Genomic DNA, 26,825 nt, shown 5'->3' on the forward strand with positions numbered 1-26,825 from the left:
TTGCCAAAGGTGTTCAGCGCCTGGCGGACATTGCGCCCTGTCATCAAAGGTTCATTGACCACCCTCACAGTGCGCAGTGAATCTTTTCTTCAACGCCACCGGAGCCGCGCATGTCGCACACCCCTTCCCGCCGTGAATTCATGATCAAAGTGGCCAGCGTCTCTGCAGCCATGACCGCAGGCGCCAGCCTTTCCGCTTGCGGCGGATCGTCCGCTCAACCTGAATTTCTTTACGGTGTGGCCAGCGGAGATCCCTTGGCAACCCAAGTGATCCTTTGGACCCACGCCAAGTTTCCGGGTTCGGACAGCGCAGTGGCTTTGCGTTACCAAGTGGCCAGCGATGCCGCCTTCACACAAATCGTGTCGCAAGGCGATGTGGAAGCCAAGGCCGAAACAAGCTTCACAGCCAAAGCCGATGCCACTGGCCTGGTGGCGGGCACCAGCTATTTCTACCGCTTTGTCTGCGGTACGGCCACGTCTCCGGTGGGCCGCACCCGCACCCTGCCCACCACCGCCAGCAGCCTGAAATTGGCCGTGATGAGCTGCACCAATTACCCTGCCGGCTTTTTCAACGTGTACTCGGAAGTGGCCAACAGCGACGCCGAATTTGCTTTGCACCTGGGCGACTACATCTACGAATACGCCTCCACGGGTTACGCCTCTTCCACAGCGGCCACCTTGGGCCGTGTCTCTGCGCCCGTCAATGAACTGTTGAGCCTGGCCGATTACCGCACCCGCCACGCCCAGTACAAGAGCGACCCGGACAGCAAAAATCTGCACGCCCTCAAGCCCATGATCGCAATCTGGGACGACCATGAAGTCGCCAACGACGCCTTCAAAAATGGCGCTGAAAACCACACGCCCGCCACCGAAGGTTCATGGGTGGCCCGTCGCGCAGCCGCCTTGCAGGCTTACCACGAATGGATGCCCATCCGTACAGGTGCAGACAAAGCCAAGATTTACCGCAGCTTCGACTTTGGCAAACTGGTCAGCCTGCACATGTTGGACACCCGCCTGGTTGGCCGCGATGAGCAGATCGACATTGCGGACCTAGCCGGACTCAAGGGCGCCGCAGCCCAAGGCAAGGCTTACAGCACCTTCACTTCGCCCACGCGCCAAATGATGGGCAAAGAGCAAATGGATTGGCTCACCACCCAAATGGCCAGCAGCACAGCCACCTGGCAAGTGCTGGGCCAACAGGTGCTGATGGCCCGCATGGAGTTCCCCGTCTCGGTGCTGGCCGCTTTGAACAGCACCGACACCTCCGCCGCCGCACAAGCCGCAGGCAACAAAGCGGTGACCGACTACATTGTGGCCAAAAACACCCCTGCGGCTTACCGCACGGCTGCTCAAACGGGACTCATGAACACCACACTCAACCCCAAACTGGGTTACAACCTGGACGCCTGGGACGGCTACCCCGTGGCACGCGAAACCTTGCTGCTGACCGCTTTGCAGCTGAAAAAGCGCCTGGTGGTTTTGGCGGGTGACACGCACAACGCTTGGCACAACCACCTGACCCTGATGGGGCTGACCAATCCCGCCTTGGCGGGCACCAAAGTGGGTGAAGAGTTTGGCACCAGCTCCGTCAGCTCGCCAGGCCTGGAGGAGTACTTAGTCACGCTCAAGCCGGCTGAAATCAAAGCCATTTTTGAAGGTGTGGTCGACGACTTGAAATGGGCAGATGCCTCACAGCGCGGTTACCTGAAAATGACTTTCACGGCCACCGAAGCCAAGGGCGAATGGTTCTTCGTGAACACCATCACCAACCGCACTTACACCAGCGCCTTGGGCAAAACGGCCACCATGGCTGCTTGATTGACCTGCACTGGGCCAACAGTGGCTTTGGCCCCAGTGCATGGCAAGCTTTGTCTCTTTTAAGAATCTGAGGAAGCACGTACAGGTATATTTGAACGATTGACCATCCCATTTGGATCCGAATCGTCATAAATGCCCGCACTGCCTCATTTCTTTCTACAAATTCACGCCATCGCGCGCTTAGAGGCGGGCTATGTGATGGGTCAAGCCAAAATTGCATGGTCAGTGCTGGCTGTCGCCCTCATCCCCGCTTTGTATTCGGTGATTTATTTGTCGAGCTTGTGGGATCCCGCATCGCACAGCCAAGCTCTGAATGTGGGCATTGTCAACAGTGACCAAGGGCTGGTTTACCGTGAAAGCGCTGTCAATGTGGGGCAAGACCTCATTCAAACATTGCAAACCGCGGGCAAGTTCAATTACCAAGTTTTGGCCACAGCCGACGAAGCCAGGCAGCATGTTCGCCAAGGGAAGTTGGCGTTTGCCTTGATCATCCCGGAAAACTTCAGCGCCAATGCTGTGCCCGGTGAACAAGCTGGGGCAGGTCAATTGGTGGTTTTTGCTTCGCAAGGCAACAACATCGAGACCGCCCGGATTGCTCAGCAGTTTGCGTCAGAGCTGGGGCACAAAATCAATGAAGCCCTCAATGCACAGCGTTGGTCATTGGTGCTCTTGAATGCTGCGGGCTCCAAAGAAAGTGTGACGCGGCTGAATCAAGGTTTGAGAGAGCTTCACCAAGGCGCTTCCGATCTGAGTGAAGGAGCGATCAAAGCGGCCCAAGGCGCGAAAACGATCCACGCAAGCGCACAACAGCTGAGCGAAAACGTCTCGCAATGGGGTCAAAACGCCAAGAAGCTGGGCGCAGGTTTGCGCCAGTTGGAAACCAACCGCCCTCGTCACTCAGACTTGCGGCGGCTCGATTCCGGCGCTGACACACTGGTCAACGGGGTCTCAGAACTGGGCCAAGGACTGCAGCGACTCCAAAGCGGAAGTCGCGATCTGAACACCCAAGTCTCATCCTTCAAAACAGAGGCGGACAACAGCCTGTTGGTGAGCAGCACGGTTCGAGAAAACGTCTTGGAACTGTCTCAGGGCGTGCAGCAACTCGACCAAGGCTTGCAAACCGCTGCAAACAGCAGCCAAAAACTCGACGAAGGTGCCCACAGCCTGCGCACAGGGGTCCATGCCCTGACCGCAGGCGTTCGCAGCATGAATTCGGCGCTGAGATCGGCCACCACGCAATTACCCGAAGATGTTCAGCTTGAAGCGCTGGACACTGGGGCCTCCGACTTGGCCAAAGGCACCGACGCCCTGGCCAAAGGCAACGACAAGATCAGCGCAGCCAGCCAACATCTGGAAATGGGCTTGGCGCTGGTGGAAAAAGCCATTCCAGACATGAAGGGTGCCCCTGATGGCAGTCCAGAGGGCTTGGCCGACTCGGTGCGCCCTCGGCTTGAAATGGAAGCGGCCGTTCAAAACAATGGCATCGGTTTCATCGCCAACGTGATCCCTGCAGCCCTCTGGTTGGGCGCGGGTATTGCGGTGTTCTTTGTCAATCTTCGGGTTCTGCCGCGACATGCCCAACCATTTCACCCGGCAGCGCAGTGGCTGGGCAAATTGCTGATGCCCGGCACCTTGGTGTTGGTTCAAAGTCTCGCGCTGTTGTTCACCGTCATGGTGGTGCTGAGGGTGCAGGTGGTCCATCCCTGGGCGTTGGCGCTCACCATCGTGAGCGCTGGCTTGGCTTTTTTGTGTTTGATCAGCGCCATGACCTGCTTCATGGGTGATGCAGGAAAAGCCTTGGCCATGGTGTTGCTGGCACTGCAAATGACGTCTTCAGGCGGCGTGATGCCCGTCGAGTTGAGTGGCAGCTTCTTTGCCACCCTGAGCCCGTGGCTGCCCATCACTTGGTTGGCCCATGGCCTCAAAGCCAGCTTGTTTGGCGCATTTGAAAGCACTTGGTTGGTCCCTTGGTTGCAAGTGACAGGCATCGGTCTTTTCGCTGCAGTTCTCACCATGGTGCTAGGGCGTTGGCGTTTTGTCTCTTTACGCCAGTTGCGACCCCGACTGGATTTGTAAACCACCGCTGGCCACTGCGGCCATTGGGCAAGCCTTCAAGTTGCGGAGCTTTTCAACAGGGCTGACAACGCCGCATTGAAGTTTTCTGCCGCTTCGTACGGCACCCAATGACCCGCGCCCGGCACGGTGTGCCATGTTCCTGCATGCGCAGGCAAGCTCTGCATGGCCGCTTGCAACTCGGGCAGTCGGCCACGGTACAAGGCGTCATGCTCACCATAAATGGCGCTGACACGGGCTTGCAAATGGGGCAAGGTGCGGGCCACGATGTCGGTCGATGACAAGCGCCTGCGGGTCACCCGGTCACGCGTCACATTGGCGGTGTGCAGCGCCAGCGCCAAACCGTCCAAGCGCTCTGGCCGCTCCAGCATCAAGGCCATCAGGTTGTGGCGGTGCACTTGTTCTTGGGCCTGTGGGCTGGGCAAATGCCGCCAGCCCTTGAGCGGAATGCGGTCTTTCACCGCCAAGCCCATGCCCGGTGCGCCCACCAGCACCAAGTGCTGTGCTGCCTGCGGGTGGGCGGCCAGCCAGAGCGCAGCCGTCATCCCACCGAAAGAAAAACCCACCATGCTCACGGGGCCCACGGGCTGCAGTTGTACCAAGCCAGCTTGTAAATGCGGCGGCATGTCGTCGGTGTCCATGCAGCCCGCTGGCAAATCCGAGTCGCCAAAGCCTGGCAAATCGGGCACCAGCACGCGCCAGCCGGCATGGCGCAAAGTGGCAATGTTGCGCACCCAATGCGTCCAGCTGCCGCTGCCACCGTGCAACAAGACCACACAGGGCCTTTGCGCATCGCCCCAGGTGTGCCAAACCGTGTTGGCACCTTCAAAATGCGTGACACAGCGCTCAGCCCCTGACAGTTCAGCAGCCAAATCGGCCGGTAAGAAGTGGGGCAACACGGCCGTCGTTCGCAAGGGGTGTTTCATGGTAACACCTGCCGTGGGTGCTGCAAACGCCAAACCCTGTAGGCCGTGACCGTGGCCACCCCGCTGGTCAAAACACTGGCCACAAACACGCTTTGCAAACCCCAATGCTCGCTGATCAATCCGCCCAGCAAGGCGCCAATGACACCCGGAAAACCGTAGGCAATGACGGTGTAAAGCGCCTGGCCCCGCCCTCGCAAACGGCCCGGAAAATGGTGCGAGATCAAGGCAATGCACACCGTGTGGTGCGTGGCGAAGGTGATCGCGTGCAGGGTTTGCGCCAAGAGCAAAACCCACAGCACATCGGCCCAAGCGGCCGTCAGTCCCATGCGCAGCAACATGACCAAGGAACACAGCACCAACCAAGCGGTCAGGGGCATGCGGGGCAACCAGCGCGATTGGCTGAAAAACCAAATAATTTCAACCGCCACCGACACCGCCCACAGCAGGCCAATCATGGTTTTGCTGTAACCCAAAGAATCCAGATACAGCGAGAAAAACACGTAAATGCCGATGTGCGACAACACATGGAAGAAAGTCGAGGCAAAAAACCATTGCACCGGTTTTTGCCGCAGCACCGGACCGACGGGCGCATGGGTTTGGGACTGGTGACTGGCCTCTTTGACGTCGGGCATCCAACAAACGCTCAGGAACACCGCCCCCAAAGTCAGCACCGTCCAGCCTGGAAAATGCCGCATGCCAAAGGCCTCGAACCAAGCGCCTGCCGCGAACACCGTGATCAAAAAACCCAAAGAACCCCACAGACGAACACGGCCGTAACGTTTGGTGTCAAAAGCCCCGCCCTGACTCACCAAGTGCGCCATGGCCGCTTCGCTCATGGGCATCATCGCGCTGGTGTGGGTGAACATGAGCAACAAGACCAAGCCCAGGCCCAGAGGGCCCCAGCCCCAAAACAACAAACACGCCGAAGCAAATGCGACGCCAGCACCGATGCGAAGCAATTTGACCCGCTCGCCCGTTCGGTCGCTGAGGGCGCCCCAAGCGTAAGGGGCAAACAGGCGGGTGGTCGCCTGAACGGCCGTCAGCACGCTAATGGTGAGCAAGCTCAGGCCCATGTCTTGCAACCACAGCGGCAAATAGGGGTTAAAAAACCCGATGTGTGCGAAGTAACTGGCCGACAACGCGGCAAACGGCAAGAGCTGCCGGCGATCCGCCATGCCTTAAGGCTTGGCCGCTGGAATCGGGGCCAGGTCGTGCTCGACGTCGCCGCATTGGGCGCGGTGCTGCAAGGCGTGCTCCATGACCACCAAGGCCAGCATGGCCTCGGCAATGGGCGTGGCACGGATGCCCACACACGGATCGTGGCGGCCTTTGGTGATGACTTCGGTGGGCTTGCCCTCAGAGTCAATCGATTCACGGGCAATCAAGATCGAGCTGGTGGGTTTGACGGCAATCGACACCTCGATGTCTTGCCCGGTGCTGATGCCGCCCAGCACGCCACCCGCGTTGTTGCCCACAAAGCCCTCGACTGTGAGGGTATCGCCCGCTGTGCTGCCCTTTTGCGTGACGCAGCCAAAACCCGCGCCGATCTCCACGCCCTTGACGGCATTGATGCCCATCATGGCGTACGCGATGTCGGCATCGATCTTGTCAAACAGCGGTTGACCCAAGCCCACAGGCACGCCACGCGCCACCACCCGAAGGCGGGCACCGCACGAATCGCCCGACTTGCGCAGTGCGTTCATGTAGTCCTCGAGCGCCGACACATCGGCGACTGGGGCAAAAAACGGGTTGTTCGGCACATGGTCCCAGCTCTCAAAGCCAATCGGCACATCGCCGATCTGGATCATGCAGCCGACAAAGGTGGTGCCAAATTGCTCTTTGAGCCACTTCTTGGCCACCGCACCGGCCGCCACCATGGGGGCTGTCAGGCGAGCCGACGAACGGCCACCGCCGCGCGGGTCGCGCAGGCCGTATTTGCGCCAATAGGTGTAGTCGGCATGACCGGGGCGGAAGGTCTGCAGGATGTCGCCGTAGTCCTTGCTGCGCTGGTCGGTGTTGTTGATCAGCAGGCAAATCGGGGTGCCGGTCGTCAGGCCTTGGTACACGCCGGAGAGGATTTGCACCGCATCGGGCTCGTTGCGCTGGGTGACGAATTTGCTGGTGCCGGGGCGGCGACGGTCCAGATCGGGCTGGATGTCGGCCTCACTCAGGGGCATGCCCGGGGGGCAGCCGTCGATCACGCAGCCAATGGCCGGGCCGTGGGATTCACCAAAATTGGTGACCGAAAAGAGATTTCCAAAGGTATTGCCGCTCATGGGGGTGGATTATCCCAGAGCGGCGGGGCGATCTGTCAGAGCTTGACATCTTCCGACACTGGCGCTGAGCCATCGGGCCAATCGCGGATGTAGGCCTTGAGCAGCTTGTTTTCGAAGTTCTGGCCATCCACCACGGCTTTGGCCACGTCGTAAAAGCTGATCACGCCCATCAGCATGTTGCCCTCCATGACCGGCATGTAGCGGGCATGGTGCTCCAGCATCATGCGGCGCACGTCATCGATGTCGGTCTCGCCTGTGCAAGTCAAGGGTTGGGCATCCATGGCATCGCTCACCAAAGAGGCCCCGGCCTGACCGCCGTTTTTGACAATTTGAAGAATCACCTCTCGAAACGTCAGCATGCCCGCCAGGGTGCCTTTGGCCATGACGACCAAAGACCCCAGGTCTTTTTCGGCCATGTCGGTCATGGCAAGCGCCAAGGGTTCGTCAGTCTGGACCGTGAACAAAGTACCGCCTTTGACGCGGAGGATGTCGCTGACTTTCATGGTGTGTCTCCTGAGGGTCGATCTCGATTAGGTTGACTGCCAATATAGCCCACAATGAACGCTCAAAACAGCGCTCAGGCAACACCCAAGCTTTCTTTTTCGGAGACCCCCATGGCTGGATATAGCGATCCCGGTTTTGACACTTTGGCCCTGCACGCGGGGGCCGCCCCCGACCCCAGCACGGGCGCACGGGCCACGCCCATTCACCTGACCACCTCCTTTGTTTTCGAGTCATCGGACCAAGCCGCCGCCCTCTTCAATTTAGAGCGCCCAGGCCATGTCTACAGCCGCATCAGCAACCCGACCAACGCGGTGCTCGAGCAGCGCATTTCGGCTTTGGAGGGCGGCATTGGCGCCATCACCACATCCAGCGGACAGGCTGCCTTGCACCTGGCCATCGCCACCCTCATGGGCGCGGGCTCGCACATCGTGGCCTCGTCGGCTTTGTACGGCGGCTCACACAACCTGCTGCACTACACCCTGAGCCGCTTTGGCATCCGCACCACCTTCGTCAAACCCGGCGACCTCGACGCATGGCGCGCCGCCGTGCAGCCCGACACCAAGCTCTTTTTTGGCGAAACGGTGGGCAACCCCGGCATGGACGTGCTGGACATCGAGGCCGTGAGCGCCATCGCGCACGAAGCGGGTGTGCCGCTGCTGGTGGACTCCACCCTCACCTCACCCTGGCTCATCAAGACTTTTGACCACGGGGCCGATCTGGTCTACCACTCGGCCACCAAGTTTTTGTCGGGCCACGGCACAGTGGTGGGCGGTGTGGTGGTCGATGGCGGCAGTTTTGACTGGGACAAATCGGGCAAATTTGCCGAGCTGACCCAGGCCTACGAAGGCTTTCACAACATGGTGTTCAGCGAAGAAAGCACCGTGGGGGCCTTCTTGCTTCGGGCCCGGCGCGAGGGGCTGCGCGACTTTGGCGCATGCATGAGCCCGCACACCGCTTGGCTGATTTTGCAAGGCATCGAAACCCTGCCGCTGCGCATGGCGCGCCATATGGAAAACACTGCCAAAGTGGTCGAGTTTCTGGCCGCACACCCGCTGGTCAGCCGCGTAGGCCACCCCATGCTCGAAAGCCACCCTTCCCACGCCTTGGCGCAAAAGCTTTTGCCCCGCGGCGCAGGCTCGGTGTTCAGCTTCGACATCAAGGGCACTCGCGCCCAAGGTCAAAAGTTCATCGAAACCCTCAAGGTCTTCAGCCACCTGGCCAATGTGGGCGACTGCCGCAGCCTGGTGATCCACCCGGCCAGCACCACGCATTTCCGCATGACGGACGAAGCGCTGGCTGCAGGCGGCATCGGCCCCGGCACCATCCGTTTGTCAATTGGCTTGGAAGACCCAGCCGATTTGATCGACGACCTGAAAAAGGCGCTCAAAGCCGCCGAGAAAGCAGGGGCTTGACCATGAAAATTTCTGTTCAAGGCCACGAGCTCTACGCCTACACCGGGGGTAAAGAGTTCAACCCCGCGCAGCCCACCGCCGTGTTCATCCACGGTGTGCTCAACGACCACAGCGTCTGGATTTTGCAAACCCGCTACATGGCGCACCACGGCTGGAACGTGCTGGCCATTGACCTGCCGGGGCACTGCAAAAGCGAGGGCACACCGCCGCAAAGCGTCGAGCAGGCCGCTGACACCGTCATCGCCTTGCTCAATGCGCTGAAGATCGAAAAAGCCGCACTGATCGGCCACAGCTTTGGCTCGCTCATCGCCCTTGAAGCCACCGCCCGTGAAGCCGCCGCTCACCCGGGGCGCGTGAGCCAACTGGTGATGGTGGGCACCGCCTACCCCATGGCTGTGTCGCCCGCTTTGCTCGATTTGTCGGTCAGCGCCCCGTTCAAGGCCATCGACATGGTCAACAGCTTTTCGCATTCCACACTCGCCCCACCCCCTTCTGCCCTGGGACCCGGCACTTGGCTGTATGGCGGCAGCAAGGCGCTGATGCGCCGGGTGCTGGCCAGCAACACACAAGTCAATGTGTTCCACACCGGCTTCAAGGCCTGCGACAGCTACAGCGGTGCCGAGGCTGCGATGCCCAAGGTCACCTGCCCCACCCTGTTTGTTCTTGGCAATGCCGACCAGATGACGCCGCCTAAAGCGGCACAAAGCCTGATTGACCTGTGCCAAAAGTCCAAGGTGGTGAAGCTGCCCGCAGGTCATTCGCTCATGACCGAAGCGCCCGAGGGCGTGTTGCAGGCGCTCAAGGATTTTTTGAAACCATTAGCGTGACGAACATTCGCGAGCAGGGGCTCGCTCCTACAACATGAATGCATTGACTGACCACATCACCCCACCCCTGTCGGTCGACAGGGCGCAAGAGATCGCTCGGACACTCGACCTGCGGGCCTTGCCGCGCGACTTTCTGGACAACCCTTACCCGGTCTATGCCGCACTGCGTGCAGCCGAGCCCTTCAAGCGCATGCCCGATGGCTCGTATTTCTTCACGCGTCACGCCGATTTGGTGGCCGTTTACCGCGACGCCAAGGTCTTCAGCTCTGACAAACACGTCGAGTTCGGCCCCAAATACAACCACGCGCCTTTCAACCAACCGCCCTACGCCACTCAGAGCGGTGTCTCCCCGCTGTTTGAGCACCACACCAGCAGCCTGGTTTTCAACGACCCGCCGCTGCACACCCGGGTGCGCCGCCTGATCATGGGGGCCCTCACACGACGGGCCATCGAGGCCATGGAGCCTGGCCTGGTGCAGTTGGTCGACAGCCTGCTCGACAAGATCGAGGCCCAAGGCGGCGGCGACCTGATCGAAGATTTCGCCTCGGCCATTCCGGTCGAAATCATCGGCAACCTGCTGGGCGTGCCGCACGCCGAGCGCGAGCCCTTGCGCGGCTGGTCGCTGGCCATTTTGGGGGCGCTGGAACCATCCCTCACCCCAGAGCAAGAAGCACTGGGCCACCGCAGCGTGAGTGAGTTTTTGGCCTATCTGCGCGAGTTGGTGGCGAAGCGCCGCCAGCACCCTGGTGACCCAGAGCACGACGTGCTGACCCGGCTGATTCAGGGTGAAAAAGACGACAAAGATGGCGTCGACACCCTGAGCGAAGTCGAGCTGCTGCAAAACTGCGTATTCCTGCTCAACGCCGGACACGAAACCACCACCAACCTGATCGGCAACGCGCTGATCAGCCTGCAAGAATGGCCCGAGCAGCGCAAACAGCTCCAGGCCGACTTGACGCAGGCGGGCACTGAAGAAGAGCGTGAACAGATTCTGGGTTTGGCCGTCGACGAGTTCTTGCGATTCGAATCGTCCAACCAGCTGAGCAACCGCCGCGCCCTGCAAGCCACCCAAGTCAACGGCATGGACTTACCCGCAGGCGCCTTGGTCACACTGTGTATTGGTGCAGCCAACCGCGACCCTGCCGTGTATGACAAGCCCGAGCAACTGAACCTGCGCCGCACCGGCAACAAGCACCTGGCTTTTGGCTTTGGCGTGCACCAGTGTGCGGGTTTGAGTTTGGCGCGTTTGGAGGGCCGCATCGCCATCGGGCGGTTTTTGCAGCGCTTTCCAAATTACCAACTCACCCAAACGCCAGTGCGCGGGGGCCGAGCGCGGTTTCGCGGCTTTTTGCACGCGCCGTTTTCAATCCAATAAGCACCAGGAGACAAGCCATGGACACCACCGAAACACAAGCGCCTCAGCACACCAGCTTTGCCGAGTTCTACCCCTTCTACCTGAGCGAACACAACAACAAGACCTGCCGCCGCCTGCACTTTTTGGGCAGCACATTGAGCCTGGTGTGCCTGACCATGCTCGCCATCACCGGCAAACCCCAATACTTTTTGTATGGTTTGTTGTGCGGCTATGGCTGCGCCTGGGTCGGGCATTTTGTGTTCGAGAAGAACAAGCCCGCCAGCTTCAAACGCCCGCTCTACAGTTTCATGGGCGACTGGGTGATGTACCGCGACATGTGGCGCGGTCGGGTGAGCTTTTAAGCGCTCACTTCGGCAGCAGCTGCTCCAATCGGATCTTATCCAGACCCGTTTGCTGCCAAATCGGGTCGGCCTCAGCCCCCCGCAACACCAGCAAGCGTTCGGCCAACGGGGCCACCGTGGCCAGTGCGGGGTCCACCAGCAAGACCTGACGGGCTTGACCCTGATCGTTTTGCTCAGTCAGCCGACCCACCCAATCGAGGCTTCGCAAAACCTCCAGCACCTGACGCAGCTCGCTCAACTCCACCCGCAAACGCATGGCCAAATCGTCGGTGCTCAATCCCCGACGCTCTGATGCCTTGGCCGTGTTCAACTCGGCCAGCACCTCCAACGCGAGCCTGAAAGACCAGCCCGCACCGTCCGGCTTGCGCCAAGTTGATCGCCCCAATTCAGGCAAACTGGCCGCCACCACGGCGCCCAGCAGCACCAAAAGCCAGGTCACGTAAATCCAGACCAACAAAATGGGCAGCGCCGCGAATGCGCCGTAAATCAAGGAATAGGTCGGCACTTGGAGCAAGTAAACCGCCATGCCTTTTTTAGCCAACTCCAGCGAGCCCGCCACCAAAAAACCTGCGGTGATGGCATGCCGCCAGCGCACGCGGGTGTAAGGCACGTAGAAATACAAACCACTGACACAGGCTGTGAGCAGCACAAACTCAAAACTGTCGAGCAACCATCGGACCGAGCCGGGCAAAACATCCACCACATCACGCGACGCGGTGACCACATAAGACGTGATGGCCAGGCTGGCGCCCAAAAACAAAGGCCCCAGCGTGATGGCACACCAATACAACAAGACCCTTTGGGCCAAAGGCCGCTCGCGTTGGAGGCCCCAAATTTGCCCCAAAGTGCGCTCGATCGTGACCATCAAAAACACGGCCGACATCAACAAGGCCACCAAACCCACCGAACCCAAACGGCTGGCCTTGCGCGAAAACTGTGTCAGGTAGCTGAGCACTTGGCGGGAAATGCTCTCAGGCACCAAGCTTTCAATCAGCCAGCGCTGAATGTTGTCCTGAAACTGGCCAAACAAGGGAAATGCCGCAAACACAGCCAAACCCACCGCAAACAGGGGCACCAAGGCCAGCACCGTGGTGAAGGTCAGCGAGCTGGCGCTGACACCCAAACGGGCATCGCGAAAGCGATTGGCCAACACCCCGGCCATTTGACGCCAAGGAAAAACCAACAACTCTTGCCACCAAAGGGTGGCATGGGCTTTCAATGAGGACTGGGAGAAGGAAGATGGCATGCCCGGTATGATGCCACCGCAATGAACACTCTCACAGAAAACGCCCCCGCAGGCGTCGATTTCACCCGCTGGATGGCTGTCGTCAGCCTGCTGGGCTTGATACTTTTAGGCTTGGCATGGGAGCTTTGGCTGGCCCCCTTGCGACCAGGAGGCTCTTGGTGGGCCATCAAGGTCTTGCCTTTGTGCATTCCTTTGGCGGGCTTGCTGAAAAACCGCATGTACACCTACCGCTGGGTCAGCATGCTGGTTTGGCTTTACTTCATTGAAGGTGTGGTTCGGGCTTGGGGCGATGCTTGGCCTTCCAACGCGCTGGCTGGCATTCAGACCCTCTTGTGCATCACCTTGTTTGTGGCCTGCGCCCTGCATGTGCGCATCCGCTTCAAAGCCGCCAAAGCCACCGGCAACTTTGTGCCCGTTCCCCGGGACTGAACACCATGACCCAGATCATGTTAGAACAATTGCGCCAAATTTGTGGCCCTGCCAACGTGCTCACCCACGAAGACCCGGCCACCGACCTCAGCCCCTGGGAGCAAGACTGGCGCAAACGGGTCACTGGCCGGGCCTTGGCCGTGGTGCGTCCGGGTGACACAGCGCAAGTGGCTGCCGTGGTCAAAGCCTGCGCTGCACACCATACTCCCATCGTGCCGCAGGGCGGCAACACTGGGCTGGTGGTGGGCGGCGTGCCCAACGGCTCGGGCACACAAATTGTGTTGAGCATGACCCGAATGAACACCGTGCGCGCCATCGACCCGGCCAACCTCACCATCACCGTGGAAGCCGGTTGCGTGCTGCAAAACCTCCAAGCTGCCGCCGAAGCCGCAGGTTTTCTGTTCCCCCTGAGCCTGGGCGCCGAAGGCAGCTGCACCATCGGCGGCAACCTGGGCACCAACGCGGGTGGCACGCAGGTGGTGCGCTATGGCAACACCCGAGAGCTGTGCCTAGGCCTGGAAGTCGTCACCGCGCAAGGCGACATCTGGCACGGCTTGAGCGGCCTGCGCAAAGACAACACGGGTTATGACCTGCGAAATTTGATGATCGGCAGCGAAGGCACGCTGGGCATCATCACCGCTGCGACCATGAAGCTTTACCCCCAGCCCGCTGCGCAGCTGACCGCCTGGGCCGCCGTGCCAAGCATGGAAGCGGCCGTGCAACTGTTGGGGCTGGCACACCAGCGTCTGGGGCCAGGCCTCACAGGTTTTGAAGTCATGGGCCAGTTCGCCCTGAGCTTGGTGGACAAACATTACCCGCAGCTGCGCGTGCCGCTCTGGCAAGAAACGCCATGGTGTGTCCTGTTAGAGAACTCCGACAGCGAAAGCGAAAGCCACGCCCGGGGACAGTTTGAAGCCCTGCTCGAAGCCGCGCTGGAACTGGGCTGCGTAACCGATGCCGTGGTCGCCGAGAACCTCACGCAGGCCAAAGGCCTGTGGCACATCCGGGAGAGCATCACGATGGCGCAGGCCCAAGAAGGCCTGAACATCAAACACGACATCAGCATCCCGGTCTCGCGCATCCCGGCCTTTGTGGCCGAGACAGACGCCCTGTTGGCCCAAAACGTGCCCGGCGTGCGCATGGTCGACTTTGGCCACTTGGGCGATGGCAACCTGCACTACAACGTGCAAGCGCCTGCAGGGGCCGATGGCCCAGCCTTCTTGCGCGAGTTCGAAGACAAGGTGAACACTTGGGTGTTTGACCAAGTCAAACGCTTTGGCGGCTCCATCAGCGCCGAACACGGCGTGGGCGAGCAAAAGGTGAACAAGCTGCCGATTTACAAAGACCCCACGGCCTTGGCCATGATGCGGGCAGTGAAAAAAGCCCTTGACCCGCAGAACATCATGAACCCGGGGCGCGTGCTGGGCTGAGACACCCAGCACGCCTTACTCACTTCACCACAGCCGCATCGCTCAACTTCTTGAGCAAGGCCGCACGGCGGTTCTGGACCACGGCGGCTTGCAGCAGGTTTTTGCTCTCGTCAAAACCGGGCACCTGGTAAGGGCGCTTGCCCGCCAGCTTGACCACATGCCAGTAAGGGCCGACCTGAATCGGGGCGGCCGACACCGCGCCTGGCGCCAAGTTGACCACCACGTTGGAGATGGCCGGGGCAATCTGATCGGGCAAGAACCAACCCAACTCGCCGCCCTTGTCTTTGCTCGGGTCCATCGAACGGGACTTGGCCAAGTCATCAAAGGCCTGACCTGATCGAACTGCCGTCATCACCGATCGGGCATCGGCTTCGCTGGCCAGCACAATGGTCGAAATCTGGAACTGCTGCAAATCGCCAGCGGACTTCAAAGCTTTGACCTGGCGCTCGTACTCGGCTTTGAGCTCGGCTTCGGCAATCGGGTTTTTGGTGAACTCGTCGTTCAGCACCAACTCGATCAGCAGGTTTTGGCGCATCACCGCCAACGCATCTTGCGTGGCAGGTATTTTGTCGAGGCCACGTTTTTGCGCCTCTTGCGCCATCAGCTCACGCGCCACCAGCTCTTGCTTGAGCGCGGCACGCAACTCGTGCGTGTCTTTTTGGCCCTGGGCGACGTTGGCCTGGACATTGCGGTCCATCAAGCGGGACGAGATCGACACGCCATTGACCACGGCCACGGGTGCATCAGCGGCCTGAGAAGCAAATGCAAACAAGCAAGTGGCTGTCAGCCCCCAACGTCTCATCCAGTGCTTTCGAAACATCTTTCACCTTTCAGCCAAACAAGAAATTCGGCCCCAAGGATACAACGTCCTATTGACTTAAACTCAACGTTATGAACTCCCCTGCCCAGCCCCTTCTCCGCCCTGTACGCAGCCAGTACGAAGACTTCATGCGCCACGTTTACACAACGGGTGTGCAAAAGGGGGACCGCACCGGCACCGGCACGCGCAGCGTGTTTGGCCACCAGATGCGGTTTGACCTGCACGAGGGCTTCCCGCTGGTGACCACCAAAAAGGTGTTTTTGCGGGCCATCATTGTGGAGCTGCTGTGGTTTTTGCGAGGCGACAGCAATGTGAAATGGCTGCAAGAACGCGGTTGCACGATTTGGGACGAATGGGCACGCGAAGACGGCTCGCTCGGCCCCGTTTATGGTGTGCAATGGCGCAGCTGGCCAACACCTGGTGGCGGCAACATTGACCAGATCCAGCAGGTCATGGACACCCTCAAAAACAACCCCGACTCGCGCCGCATCATTGTGAGCGCCTGGAACGTGGCCGAACTGGACCAGATGGCGCTGATGCCTTGCCATGCTTTCTTTCAGTTCTATGTGGCCCCACCGCAAAACCCCGGCGAGAAAGCCAAACTCAGCTGCCAGCTGTACCAGCGCAGCGCCGACATCTTTTTGGGCGTTCCCTTCAATATTGCCAGCTATGCCTTGCTCACCCACATGGTGGCGCAGCAGTGCGACATGGACGTGGGTGACTTCATCTGGACGGGTGGTGACTGCCACATTTACAGCAACCACCACGAACAAGTGGAACTGCAACTGAGCCGCGCGCCCATGGCCTACCCCACGCTCAACATCAAACGCAAGCCCGCGTCGATCTTCGATTACGAATTTGAAGACTTCGAGGTCGTGGGCTACGAATGCCACCCGGCCATCAAAGCGCCTGTCGCTGTCTGAGGTTCGCTCGCATGAAGTTGCACCTGATTTATGCCCGCGCCCGCAACGGCACGATTGGCAAAGACATGCAGATGCCTTGGCACCTGCCCGAAGACTTGGCGCACTTCAAGCGTGTCACGCTGGGCCAGCCGGTCATCATGGGCCGCAAAACTTGGGATTCGCTCCCAGCCCGCTTCAGGCCCCTGCCCGGTCGCACCAACATCGTCATCACCCGTCAGGCCGACTGGAACGCAGATGGCGCATTGCGTGCGGCCTCCATCGAAGAGGCCATGCAGCTGTGCGGTGATGTGCCCGATGCTTGGATCATCGGTGGCGCGGAGATTTACCGCCAAGCCGAGCCGATGGCCAGCACGGCGGTCGTCACCGAGATCGACGCCGACTTTGACGGCGACGCTTTTGCACCCGAGCTGGGTGAACGCTGGCAAGAAATTCAGCGCGAATCGCACTTAGCAGCCAGCGGCCTGCCCTTCAGTTTCGTCACTTACCAACACACCATTTAAGGAGACAGCCATGTCAGGACAAGGTTTTCACGTTCACGGCCCACACGATCACGAGTTAGAGCACGCTGCGCATGGCGGCCATGGCAGCGACAGCCACACCAGCTCGATCGCGATGTTCACCGCCATCATTGCCACGGTGGGCGCACTGTTCGGCTACATGGGCGGTGCCACACAGGCCAATGCGGGTCTGTACAAAAACAACGCGGCCATCAAAAAAACCGAAGCCTCCAACCAATGGAATTACTACCAGGCCAAAAGCAGCAAGCAAAACCTGAGCGAGCTGGCTCTCGAGTTGGCACCGGGTAAAAAAGAGTTTTATCAAGAAGAAATCAAACGCTACAAGGGTGAAAAATCAGAGATCAAAGCGGCCGCTGAAAAGTTGGAAGCCGAGTCCAAACGCTGGGACGAGCAATCCGACGAGCAAATGCACCAACACCACCGCTGGGCGCAGGCCACCACGGTGCTGCAAGTGTCGATTGCCATGGCCGCCATTGCTTTGCTGACCCGGAAAAAATGGCTGGAATACGTCATGTACGGTGCAGGCGCCATTGGTGTCGTGGTGGGTGGCTTGGCCGCTTTCCACATTTGATTTTTTCGATGGACGCCTGATGAAAATCGCCACCTGGAATGTGAACTCTTTGTCCGTGCGCCTGCCCCAGGTGCTCGACTGGCTGGCCGCCAACCCGACCGAGGTGTTGGCCCTGCAAGAGCTCAAGATGACCGACGACAAATTTCCTGCGGCGGCTTTCACGGATTCGGGTTTCCAAGCCCAGTGGTTTGGCCAAAAAACCTACAACGGCGTGGCGCTGATCTCCAAAGCCGAAGGCGCGGATGTGGTGAAAAACATTCCCGGTTTTGAAGACGACATGTCGCGCGTGATCGCCGCCACCTACCCCGATGGCGCGGGTGGCACGATTCGCGTGATCGGCGCGTATTTCCCGAACGGCCAAGCGCCCGACAGCGACAAGTTTGTCTACAAAATGCGCTGGCTGGACGCCTTGCGTGATTGGGTGCAAAGCGAGATGCAAAAGCACCCCAACCTGGTGCTGACAGGAGACTTCAACATCACCTTTGACGAGCTCGACATGTGGGACCCAGTGGGCCTGAAAGACACCATCCACTGCACCGTGGCCGAGCGTGAAAAATTGCAAGCCCTGACCGATCTGGGGTTGGCCGACAGCTTCCGTTTGTTTGAGCAGCCCGAGAAAAGCTACAGCTGGTGGGATTACCGCGAGTTCGCCTTCCGCCGCAACCGGGGCCTGCGCATTGACCACATTTTGATTTCGCCAGCGCTCAAAGCCCGCGCCAGCGCCTGCGTGATCGACCGAGCCCCCCGCAAAAACGAACGGCCCAGCGACCACACGCCTGTGGTGCTGACGCTGGGTGCTTGAATGACCAGTGGCTTTACCCCGAAGCCCCGGCGACATTGAGTCTGTTAGCCCTGATGCAAACCCACCCCAGGCCCTGATTGGGTTTCAAGGTGGTACGAGGTGGTGCCAGTAACGTTGACGCACTTTCCGCTCACACTTGACCTGATCTGGCGCGTCGCTGCGCCAGGTGACGGCGCCGCAACGGGTGCTCTCCACCACGTCAATGCCAATTGCTTGGTAACGTGCCTTCACTGAAGGGGCTGGGTGCCCGTATCGGTTGCGGTAACCGGCCTGCAACAGCGCCAAGCGGGGCCTGAGCGTTTCCAAAAACACCAGTGATGAGGATGTTTTGCTGCCGTGGTGCGGCACCAGCAGAACATCGACTGGGCGAAGCCCTGCCTGGACCAGCGCCAGCTCTTGTGGAGCCTCGATGTCGCCTGTCAGCAAGGCGGTGCCCTTTGAGGTGCTTTGTGGGGTGCCTTGCACGCTGGGTTCTGCAGCCTCGATGCGCAGCACGCAACTGACTTCGTTGGGCTTGGGCGTTTTGAGCAACACATTGGGCGCAGGCGGGTGCAGCACCTCAAAGCGCACACCATCCCACACCCAAGCCTGCCCTGCTTCACAGCGCGTCCAAGCCGGGCGCAAGGCGTGCAAGGGGTGCGCATCTTCCATCGATGACCACAGCGCCGCCTGCGGCTGCATGGCCAAAACAGCCGCTGCGCCACCGGTGTGGTCGCTGTCCCGGTGGCTGAGCATCAAGGTGTCGATGCGTTCGCCCATTTGCGCCAGCAGGGGCACCAGCACACGGTGCCCCGCATCGCTCTCGGCGGAATGGCGCGGCCCCGCGTCATAAAGCAGGCTGTGCGTCGCGGTGCGCACAAGCACCGCGTTGCCTTGCCCCACGTCAGCCGCCAACAGCTCAAACGTGCCCGGTGCAGGGCGTGGGTGGGTCCAAAACAACACGGGCCACAGCAGCGGCAAGGCCATCCATTTCCAAGAACTCGGCCAGCGCATCACACAAACCAAGGCACCTGCCAGCGCCAACACAGCCCCCCCCCAAGGCGGCATGGCCGTGGACACGCTGGCCAAAGGCCAAGTCGACATCCAACCCAACACCGCTGTCATGGGCTGCAGCGCCCACGAAGCCAGTTGCCATGCATCAGACCACAAGACACCCAGCAACGCCAAAGGGGTCACGAGCAAGGTCACCAAGGGAATGGCCAACAGATTGGCCAACAAACCCACCACCGACACCTGACCGAAAAACAAGAGCGTGAGTGGGGCCAAGGCCAAAGTGACAACCGCCTGCTCACGCACCAAAGCAGCAGCTCGCCCCAAGGCAAAAACACCCCAATCAGGCAGTTTGGAGGCAAGCCAACGTTGCCAGAGCCCCGAAGGCAAGGCATCGGACCGTTGCACCGGCTCCACAAAGGAAGAAGCCATCAACACCCCCACGGCCACAAAACTCAACCAAAAACCCGGTTGCAACAAGGCCCAAGGGTCCCAAGTGAGCACCACCGCGCAAGCCGTCAGCCAGACCAGCGAGCCGTGCCACTGGCGGGCCGACAAGCGCAGCAAAACCACCACGCACAGCATGAGCAAGGTGCGCTGCGCGGGCACGCCCCAGCCACTGAACAAGGCATAAAAGCTCGCCAAAACCAAACCTGACAAAGCGCCCACATGGGGCGCAGGCCAACGCAATGCCCCTTGAAACCCCATTAAGGCCGAGCGCCGCCAGGCCCAAGCCACACAGCCCGACGCCAACCAGGCGAACAAGGTCACATGCAAACCCGAAATGCTCATCAAATGCGACACCCCCGTTGCCCTGAAGACGTCCCAATCACTGCGGTCAATCGCTGCTTGATCGCCCGTAACGAGCGCCGCCAAAACGCCCGCCCGCTTGGCGGCATCGGCATCGCTGCCCGCTGGGGACAGATGCGCGAGCAAACGGTCGCGCACCAACTGCCGCCAAGCCTCGATGGGGTGCGCCCAAGTGCTGGCCAACCTCAGAGGCGGTGGGTCTTTGGCGCTGGTTCGTACATAGCCTGTCGCGCGGATGCCTTGTTCCCAGAGCCACAATTCGTAATCAAAACCCCGTGGATTCAAATGACCATGCGGCGCTTTCAGGCGTACACGCAAACGCCAACGCTCGCCCGCCTTCACGGGTTCGGGCAAGGCCGAGGTGTTCCACCCACTGTCGTTTGTGCCGTCTTGCCCGTACCATCCCAAATACACCTGCGAGGGCAGATCGGCGTCCAAGTCGACCGCTCGGCTTTGACCTGATTTGTCAACCTGCCAGGCTTGCTCGATGCGAAAACGAAAACGCCATCCCACGTCTTGCCGCTGGGGCATGGCTTGCACCACGCCCACCACATCCAAGTCGTGGCCCTCCAATGCGGGGGCGATGGCCAGCGACCGTGACAGTGCGTGCAGACCCGTCACAGCAAACGAGAGACTGACCAACACGCCCCATACAGCGAGAGTTCTGAGCGCAAAGGTCGGTTTTTGGCGGTGGATCCACCAGCCCGCACCACACGCCAAAAACGCCAGGGCGGCATAAGCAGACAAGGCCCAAAGCGTCTCTTGCTGCAGCTGCAAAGCGATCCCAGCGCACCAAGCGACGAGACCCAACAACCAACCTCGCCCTGAGCGCGCGCTCATGGACAAGCCCACAGCCTGAAAATTGGGCTGGAGTGACGGCTTGAGTTGAGGTGCATAACAGCCTCCCCGAATGGGCTGAGTTTGTGGAATGCTCGCCATTTCTTTTGAGCGTACTTTTTACCTCAGTTTAGACATATCTTTCGGTCTTGGTCAGGGTGTGAATGGAAATCCGTTTCAGCGACAATCGCTCGACGGCGAATGATGATCGCCGACGCCTTCCGTTCCACACTCAACACGAGCCCACGCCATGAATGTCTACGACACCCTGAAGTCCTTGAACATCGAACTGCCCCCCGTGGCTGTCCCAGCCGCCGCTTATGTGCCTTTTGTGCAAACGGGCAAATTGATTTTTCTGTCGGGCCACATCGCCAAAAAAGACGGCAAGGTTTGGGCCGGTCAGTTGGGTAAAAACATCGACACGGCCGAAGGCCAACAAGCCGCGCGTGCCGTGGCGATTGACCTCATGGGCACCCTGCACGCTGCCGTGGGCGATCTCAACAAGGTCAAGCGCATCGTCAAAGTCATGAGCTTGGTCAACTCCACAGGCGACTTCACTGAACAACACTTGGTCACCAACGGCTGCAGCGAATTGCTGAGCCAGGTGTTTGGCCCCCAAGCCGGCGCCCACGCCCGCAGCGCTTTTGGTGTCGCGCAAATCCCGATGGGTGCTTGCGTCGAAATCGAACTCATCGCCGAAATCGGCTGAATTTCACTTTATCCACCGGAGACACCCATGACCATTTCCATGTCCAGCGCCAGTTTGCCCGTGTGCACCCGCATGCTCACCAACCTGAGCCACATCCTGGCCAAGGCCGAGCAGTTCGTTGAAACCAAAAAGATCGACCCTACGGCCCTGACCACCTACCGTTTGGCCCCTGATATGTTTCCGTTCACACGCCAAGTGCTGATTTCTTGCGACGCCGTGAAGAACGGTGTGGCCCGGCTGTCCGGTGTGGAAGCGCCCAAGTTCGACGACACCGAAACCACCTTGGCCCAGTTGCAAGAGCGCATCCAGAAAACGCTGGCCTACATCGCCACTGTCCCCGCTACAGCCATCGACGGCACCGAGGACAAAGAAATCACCTTCCCCGCAGGTCCTGGCAAAACCCGCACCCTCAAAGGCCAGGATTACCTGACCGGCTGGATGCTGCCCAATATGTATTTCCACATCACCACCGCTTACACCATCCTGCGCCACAACGGTGTGGAGGTGGGCAAGATCGATTACCTGCTGGGTGCGCAGGGCTAAAACCCTGATAAGCGGCTCAGCATGCGCTGATTCAAGCTGTCCCCAAACCCCGTGCCCAAAGCTGTGGACAAGTGCAGGGACAAGCCGCCAAAGCCCCGCCCCACAAGGGCTAGCGGGGTGTGCTTAAATAGCATCACTTCGCACTAGTGGCTGCGCCCTGATCACTCCACACGCGTGACGCGGTTCGGCTTGAAGCCCAAATCGGCGACTTTGCCCTTTTTGGCGCGAGCGACTTTGGCGTTGTTCAGGCTGCGGATTTCCAGTGTTTCTTCGCGCTCTTTGCCGCCTCGGCCAATGCCTTCGATCTTGACGCTGCGCGTGTAAGCAGCAGCACCCGCCAAGGTGTCTTTAGCTTCCAGGTCGATGAGCATCAGGCCCCGGCCGCCTTTTTCCATGGTCTTGAGTTCGCTGATCTCAAACGTCAAAACGCGGCCGCCTGTGCTGGCGCAGCAAACACTGTTGGCTGCGAGCATAGGCTGCTTGTCAGCGGGCACAGTGGCACTGCTGCCACTCACATGGCTGGGGGCGCAGACGGTTTCGCCCTCGCCCAAGCTGATGAAGGCTTTGCCCGCTTTGTTGCGCGAAATCATATTCTCGACCGAGGCCATGAAACCGTAGCCGCCCGAGCCGCTCAGCAGCAGCGTGGCGTTGGCGGGGCCTGCAAAGTAGTGCGCAATTTGTGTGGTGGCTTCCAGCTCAATGAGTGTGGTCACCGGCTGGCCGTCTCCACGGGCACCGGGCAAGGTGGCCACGGGCACGCTGTAGATGCGGCCATTGCTGCCAAAAATCAGCAGGGTGTCGACTGTGCGGCATTCAAAAGTGCCATACAGGCCGTCGCCCGCCTTGAAGGCAAAGCTCGTGGCGTCGTGGCCGTGGCCAGTCCGAGCGCGCACCCAGCCTTTTTCCGAGACGACCACCGTCACGGGTTCGTCCACCACCTTGACTTCGGCCACGGCTTTTTTCTCTTCCTGGATCAGCGTGCGGCGTGGGTCGGCAAAGGTTTTGGCGTCGGCTTCGATCTCTTTGATCATCAAGCGACGAAGCGCGGCGGGGCTGCCCAAAATCTCTTCGAGCTTGCCCTGCTCTTCGCGCAGTTCACTCAGCTCTTGCTCGATCTTGATGGCTTCAAGACGGGCCAGTTGGCGCAGGCGAATCTCCAGGATGTCTTCGGCTTGGCGGTCGCTCAGTTTAAAAAACTCGATCAGCGCAGGCTTGGGCTCGTCGCTCTGGCGGATGATGCGGATCACCTCGTCGATGTTCAGCAAGACCAGCTGACGGCCTTCCAGAATATGGATGCGGTCCAGCACCTTGTTCAAACGGTGCTGGCTGCGGCGGGTGATGGTGGTCTGGCGGAAGCTGATCCACTCCACCAACATCTGGCGCAGCGATTTTTGAATCGGTTTGCCGTCGATGCCGACCGAGGTCATGTTGATCGGCGCAGACGTTTCCAGGCTGGTGTGGGCCAGCAAGGCGGTGATGAGTTCGCTCTGTTCGATGCGGCTGGTTTTGGGCTCGAACACCAGACGCACGGCGGCGTCTTTGCTGGACTCGTCACGCACCACGTCCAGCACATTCAGGATGCTGGCTTTGAGCTGGACCTGATCGGCGCTGAGCGCTTTTTTACCCGCTTTGACCTTGGGGTTGGTGAGTTCTTCGATCTCTTCGAGAACGCGCTGGGAGCTGACGCCTTGCGGCAACTCGGTCACCACCAGTTGCCATTGGCCCCGGGCGAGTTCTTCGATCTTCCAACGGGCGCGCACTTTGAGGCTGCCGCGCCCGGTGCGGTAGGCGTCGGCAATGTCGCTGGCCGGGCTGATGATCTGGCCACCACCGGGGTAGTCGGGGCCGGGAATGATGGCCATCAGCTCGCTGTCGCTCAGCTTGTCGTTGCGGATCAAAGCGACACAAGCGTCGGCCACTTCGCGCAGGTTGTGGCTGGGGATCTCGGTGGCCAGGCCCACAGCAATGCCGCTGGCGCCGTTGAGCAAGCTGAAGGGCAAGCGGGCAGGCAGCTGGCGCGGCTCTTCGGTCGAGCCGTCGTAGTTGGGGATGAAGTCCACCGTGCCCATGTCGATCTCATCCAGCAGCAAGCTGGTGATGCGCGACAGGCGCGCTTCGGTGTAACGCATGGCGGCTGCGCCATCGCCGTCACGGCTGCCAAAGTTGCCTTGACCGTCGATCAACGGGTAGCGCTGCGAAAAGTCCTGCGCCATGCGCACCAGGGCGTCATACGCCGCCGTATCGCCGTGCGGGTGGTAACGGCCGAGCACATCACCGACCACGCGGGCGCTTTTGACGGGCTTGGCGGCGGTGTTGTTGTTCGGGCCGCTGTACGACAAACCCATGCGGTCCATCGAATACAAAATGCGCCGCTGCACGGGTTTCTGGCCATCGCACACGTCGGGCAAAGCGCGGCCTTTGACAACGGACAGCGCGTATTCCAGATAGGCCCGCTGGGCGTAAGCGCCCAGGTGGTCGCCTTCGGGCGCGGCTGCGGTTTCGGGGGTCAACAGGTCAGTGGTCATCAGGGTCTTTCTTTGCGGGAGCGTTCCAACAGGCGAGGTGCCGGGTCAAGGCATTCGCCCGCAGGGGCGGGCTCCCACAGGGGATTCGTCAAACGTCGATTTCGATGCTGTCGCCGTGCAGTTCCATCAGCTCGCGGCGGGCGGCGGCTTCGCCTTTGCCCATGAGCTGGGTCATGAGGTTTTCGGTGCCGGCGTTGTCCAAAGGGCCCAGCTCAATGGGCAGCAGGCGGCGCGTGTCGGGGTTGAGTGTGGTGTCCCACAACTGCTCGGCGCTCATCTCACCCAAGCCCTTAAAGCGGCTGATGCTCCAGCCGCCTTCTTTCACACCGTCTTTGCGCAGCTTGTCGATGATGGCGGTGAGCTCGCCGTCGTCCAATGCATAGGCTTTGGACGCGGGCTTTTTGCCGCGTGCAGGCGCATCAACTCGGAACAGCGGCGGCCGTGCGACATACAAATGCCCGGCTTCGATCAGCTTGGGAAAGTGGCGGAAAAACAAGGTGAGCAAAAGCACCTGGATGTGCGAGCCGTCCACGTCCGCGTCCGACAAGATGCAGACCTTGCCGTAGCGCAGGTTGCTCATGTCGGGGTTGTCGTTGGGCCCATGCGGGTCCACGCCAATGGCCACCGAAATGTCGTGGATTTCGTTGTTGGCGAACAAGCGATCGCGGTCTACTTCCCAGGTGTTGAGCACCTTGCCGCGCAGGGGCAAGATGGCCTGGCTTTCTTTGTTGCGGCCCATTTTGGCGCTGCCACCGGCCGAATCGCCCTCGACCAAAAACACCTCGTTGTGCAGGATGTCTTTGCTCTCGCAATCGGTGAGCTTGCCGGGCAACACGGCCACGCCAGAGCTCTTCCGCTTTTCCACCTTTTGGCCCGCTTTTTGGCGGGTTTGCGCGGCCTTGATGGCCAGCTCAGCCAGCTTCTTGCCGTAATCCACATGCTCGTTCAGCCAGAGTTCGAGCGCCGGGCGCACAAAGCTGGACACCAAACGCACGGCATCGCGCGAGTTCAGGCGTTCTTTGATCTGGCCCTGGAACTGCGGGTCCAGCACTTTGGCGCTCAGCACATAGCTGGCCCGAGCAAACACGTCTTCGGGCATGAGCTTGACGCCTTTGGGCAATAACCCATGCAGCTCGATGAAGCTTTTGACGGCAGTAAACAAGCCATCGCGCAAGCCGCTGTCGTGCGTGCCGCCAGCGCTGGTGGGGATCAGGTTGACATAGCTCTCCCGCACCGGCGCGCCGTCTTCGGTGAAGGCCACTGCCCACGATGCGCCCTCGCCTTCAGCAAAGCTCTCATTGTTGCCGTCGGCAAAGCCTTCACCTTCAAACAAGGGGATCACCGGGTCGCCGTTCAGGGTTTGCGTCAGGTAGTCACGCAAACCGGCTTTGTATTGCCACTGCTGGGTTTCTTTGGTTTTCTCATTCACCAAAGTCACAGTCACGCCCGGCATGAGCACGGCTTTGCTGCGCAGCAGGTGCGTCAGCTCGTTCATGGGCAGCGCGCTGGATTCGAAGTATTTGGCGTCGGGCCACGCGCGCACGGTGGTGCCTTGTTTGCGGTCACCCTCGCCTGTGGCGCGTTTGACCAGCGGCTCGGTCACGTCGCCACCCGAGAACACCAAGGTGGCCACTTGGCCTTCGCGGTAGCTGGTGGCTTCCAGGCGCTTGGACAGCGCGTTGGTCACCGAAACGCCCACGCCGTGCAGGCCGCCCGAGAAGCTGTACGCGCCGCCCTTGCCCTTGTCAAACTTGCCGCCCGCGTGCAGGCGGGTGAACACCAACTCGATCACTGGGGCGTTTTCTTCAGGGTGCAAGCCAAAGGGGATGCCACGGCCATCGTCTTCGATGCTGACCGAGCCATCGGCGTGCAAGATGACTTTGATCTTTTTGCCGTAGCCGGCCAAAGCCTCGTCGGCGGCGTTGTCCAGCACCTCTTGGATGATGTGCAGGGGGTTGTCGGTGCGGGTGTACATGCCCGGGCGTTGCTTGACGGGCTCCAGGCCCTTCAAGACGCGGATCGAGCCTTCGGAATATTCACTCGAGGCGTTGGAGGTTTTGACGGTAGATTGGGTTGCCATGGTGGCGGATTGTAGTGGGATTTCAGTCGAGGCACTGGATG

23 protein-coding genes are annotated in these 26,825 nt (G+C 60.2%); 14 read left to right on the top strand and 9 right to left on the bottom strand.

Annotated features, from left to right (window positions below; translation table 11 throughout):
• Positions 1-110: 110 nt before the first annotated feature.
• A complete protein-coding gene (locus tag B9Z40_RS01395) occupies positions 111-1,817 on the top strand; it encodes an alkaline phosphatase (protein WP_100171539.1) in 1,707 nt (568 codons plus the stop codon).
• Between the two features lie 132 nt (positions 1,818-1,949).
• Positions 1,950-3,893, top strand: coding sequence for a YhgE/Pip domain-containing protein (locus B9Z40_RS01400; protein ID WP_100171540.1), 1,944 nt, complete (start codon positions 1,950-1,952; stop codon positions 3,891-3,893).
• 35 nt (positions 3,894-3,928) lie between these two features.
• Here the strand turns inward: B9Z40_RS01400 and B9Z40_RS01405 are convergent, their stop codons facing one another.
• The 4 genes from B9Z40_RS01405 to B9Z40_RS01420 are packed head-to-tail and all read right to left on the bottom strand — an operon-like array spanning position 3,929 to position 7,595.
• On the bottom strand, positions 3,929-4,816 hold the full coding sequence (locus B9Z40_RS01405; RefSeq protein WP_100171541.1) for an alpha/beta fold hydrolase: 888 nt from the start codon (positions 4,814-4,816) through the stop codon (positions 3,929-3,931).
• Entirely contained in the window at positions 4,813-5,991 is a 1,179-nt protein-coding gene (locus B9Z40_RS01410) for an MFS transporter (protein ID WP_100171542.1), read from the bottom strand. Before B9Z40_RS01410 ends, B9Z40_RS01405 begins: the two co-directional genes overlap by 4 nt.
• Positions 5,992-5,994: 3 nt before the next feature.
• On the bottom strand, positions 5,995-7,092 hold the full coding sequence (gene aroC / locus B9Z40_RS01415; protein WP_100171543.1) for a chorismate synthase: 1,098 nt from the start codon (positions 7,090-7,092) through the stop codon (positions 5,995-5,997).
• Between the two features lie 35 nt (positions 7,093-7,127).
• Positions 7,128-7,595 carry a CBS domain-containing protein gene (locus tag B9Z40_RS01420; RefSeq protein WP_100171544.1) on the bottom strand — a complete coding sequence of 156 codons (468 nt, stop codon included), beginning with the start codon at positions 7,593-7,595 and terminating at the stop codon, positions 7,128-7,130.
• Between the two features lie 111 nt (positions 7,596-7,706).
• Between B9Z40_RS01420 and B9Z40_RS01425 the strand changes: the two genes are divergently transcribed.
• Genes B9Z40_RS01425 through B9Z40_RS01440 form a run of 4 tightly spaced genes read left to right on the top strand, consistent with a single transcriptional unit; the run spans position 7,707 to position 11,551 of the window.
• Positions 7,707-9,008 (top strand): O-acetylhomoserine aminocarboxypropyltransferase, encoded by a 1,302-nt coding sequence (locus tag B9Z40_RS01425; RefSeq protein ID WP_100172852.1) that lies wholly within the window; start codon positions 7,707-7,709, stop codon positions 9,006-9,008.
• Between the two features lie 2 nt (positions 9,009-9,010).
• On the top strand, positions 9,011-9,835 hold the full coding sequence (locus tag B9Z40_RS01430; protein ID WP_100171545.1) for an alpha/beta fold hydrolase: 825 nt from the start codon (positions 9,011-9,013) through the stop codon (positions 9,833-9,835).
• Positions 9,836-9,869: 34 nt separating this feature from the next.
• Positions 9,870-11,210, top strand: a complete 1,341-nt coding sequence (locus B9Z40_RS01435) for a cytochrome P450 (RefSeq protein WP_100171546.1) — start codon at positions 9,870-9,872, stop codon at positions 11,208-11,210.
• Between the two features lie 17 nt (positions 11,211-11,227).
• Positions 11,228-11,551: a DUF962 domain-containing protein gene (locus tag B9Z40_RS01440; protein ID WP_100171547.1), complete on the top strand. Its 324-nt coding sequence runs from the start codon at positions 11,228-11,230 to the stop codon at positions 11,549-11,551.
• 4 nt (positions 11,552-11,555) lie between these two features.
• On the opposite strand, the gene B9Z40_RS01445 is transcribed toward B9Z40_RS01440, so the two are convergent.
• Positions 11,556-12,797 (bottom strand): YihY family inner membrane protein, encoded by a 1,242-nt coding sequence (locus B9Z40_RS01445; RefSeq protein ID WP_100171548.1) that lies wholly within the window; start codon positions 12,795-12,797, stop codon positions 11,556-11,558.
• A 21-nt stretch (positions 12,798-12,818) separates the two neighbouring features.
• Here B9Z40_RS01445 and B9Z40_RS01450 point away from each other — a divergent pair, with 21 nt between their 5' ends.
• Together B9Z40_RS01450 and B9Z40_RS01455 are read left to right on the top strand one after the other, a co-directional pair.
• Complete coding sequence (locus B9Z40_RS01450; RefSeq protein WP_100171549.1) at positions 12,819-13,226, top strand: DUF2069 domain-containing protein; 408 nt, start codon at positions 12,819-12,821, stop codon at positions 13,224-13,226.
• 5 nt (positions 13,227-13,231) lie between these two features.
• A complete protein-coding gene (locus B9Z40_RS01455; RefSeq protein WP_100171550.1) occupies positions 13,232-14,656 on the top strand; it encodes an FAD-binding oxidoreductase in 1,425 nt (474 codons plus the stop codon).
• 19 nt (positions 14,657-14,675) lie between these two features.
• On the opposite strand, the gene B9Z40_RS01460 is transcribed toward B9Z40_RS01455, so the two are convergent.
• A complete protein-coding gene (locus tag B9Z40_RS01460; protein WP_158238046.1) occupies positions 14,676-15,458 on the bottom strand; it encodes a peptidylprolyl isomerase in 783 nt (260 codons plus the stop codon).
• A gap of 89 nt (positions 15,459-15,547) precedes the next feature.
• Between B9Z40_RS01460 and B9Z40_RS01465 the strand changes: the two genes are divergently transcribed.
• From B9Z40_RS01465 to xth, 4 genes are read left to right on the top strand one after another with little or no spacing between them, the layout of a single operon-like run.
• Positions 15,548-16,399 carry a thymidylate synthase gene (locus B9Z40_RS01465; RefSeq protein ID WP_100171552.1) on the top strand — a complete coding sequence of 284 codons (852 nt, stop codon included), beginning with the start codon at positions 15,548-15,550 and terminating at the stop codon, positions 16,397-16,399.
• Positions 16,400-16,410: 11 nt separating this feature from the next.
• A complete protein-coding gene (locus tag B9Z40_RS01470; RefSeq protein ID WP_100171553.1) occupies positions 16,411-16,899 on the top strand; it encodes a dihydrofolate reductase in 489 nt (162 codons plus the stop codon).
• 10 nt (positions 16,900-16,909) lie between these two features.
• Positions 16,910-17,488, top strand: a complete 579-nt coding sequence (locus B9Z40_RS01475) for a DUF4337 domain-containing protein (RefSeq protein ID WP_100171554.1) — start codon at positions 16,910-16,912, stop codon at positions 17,486-17,488.
• A gap of 19 nt (positions 17,489-17,507) precedes the next feature.
• On the top strand, positions 17,508-18,290 hold the full coding sequence (gene xth / locus B9Z40_RS01480; protein ID WP_100171555.1) for an exodeoxyribonuclease III: 783 nt from the start codon (positions 17,508-17,510) through the stop codon (positions 18,288-18,290).
• An 84-nt stretch (positions 18,291-18,374) separates the two neighbouring features.
• On the opposite strand, the gene B9Z40_RS01485 is transcribed toward xth, so the two are convergent.
• Positions 18,375-20,930, bottom strand: coding sequence for a DNA internalization-related competence protein ComEC/Rec2 (locus tag B9Z40_RS01485; RefSeq protein ID WP_100171556.1), 2,556 nt, complete (start codon positions 20,928-20,930; stop codon positions 18,375-18,377).
• Between the two features lie 247 nt (positions 20,931-21,177).
• Here B9Z40_RS01485 and B9Z40_RS01490 point away from each other — a divergent pair, with 247 nt between their 5' ends.
• A complete protein-coding gene (locus tag B9Z40_RS01490) occupies positions 21,178-21,636 on the top strand; it encodes a RidA family protein (protein WP_100171557.1) in 459 nt (152 codons plus the stop codon).
• A gap of 27 nt (positions 21,637-21,663) precedes the next feature.
• Positions 21,664-22,179, top strand: coding sequence for a DUF1993 family protein (locus B9Z40_RS01495; protein WP_100171558.1), 516 nt, complete (start codon positions 21,664-21,666; stop codon positions 22,177-22,179).
• A 161-nt stretch (positions 22,180-22,340) separates the two neighbouring features.
• Here the strand turns inward: B9Z40_RS01495 and parC are convergent, their stop codons facing one another.
• Positions 22,341-24,704 (bottom strand): DNA topoisomerase IV subunit A, encoded by a 2,364-nt coding sequence (gene parC / locus B9Z40_RS01500; RefSeq protein ID WP_100171559.1) that lies wholly within the window; start codon positions 24,702-24,704, stop codon positions 22,341-22,343.
• A gap of 88 nt (positions 24,705-24,792) precedes the next feature.
• Positions 24,793-26,784: a DNA topoisomerase IV subunit B gene (locus B9Z40_RS01505; protein WP_100171560.1), complete on the bottom strand. Its 1,992-nt coding sequence runs from the start codon at positions 26,782-26,784 to the stop codon at positions 24,793-24,795.
• Positions 26,785-26,825: the final 41 nt, after the last annotated feature.

This window comes from Limnohabitans sp. 15K (assembly GCF_002778285.1).
Lineage (GTDB): Bacteria > Pseudomonadota > Gammaproteobacteria > Burkholderiales > Burkholderiaceae_C > Limnohabitans_A.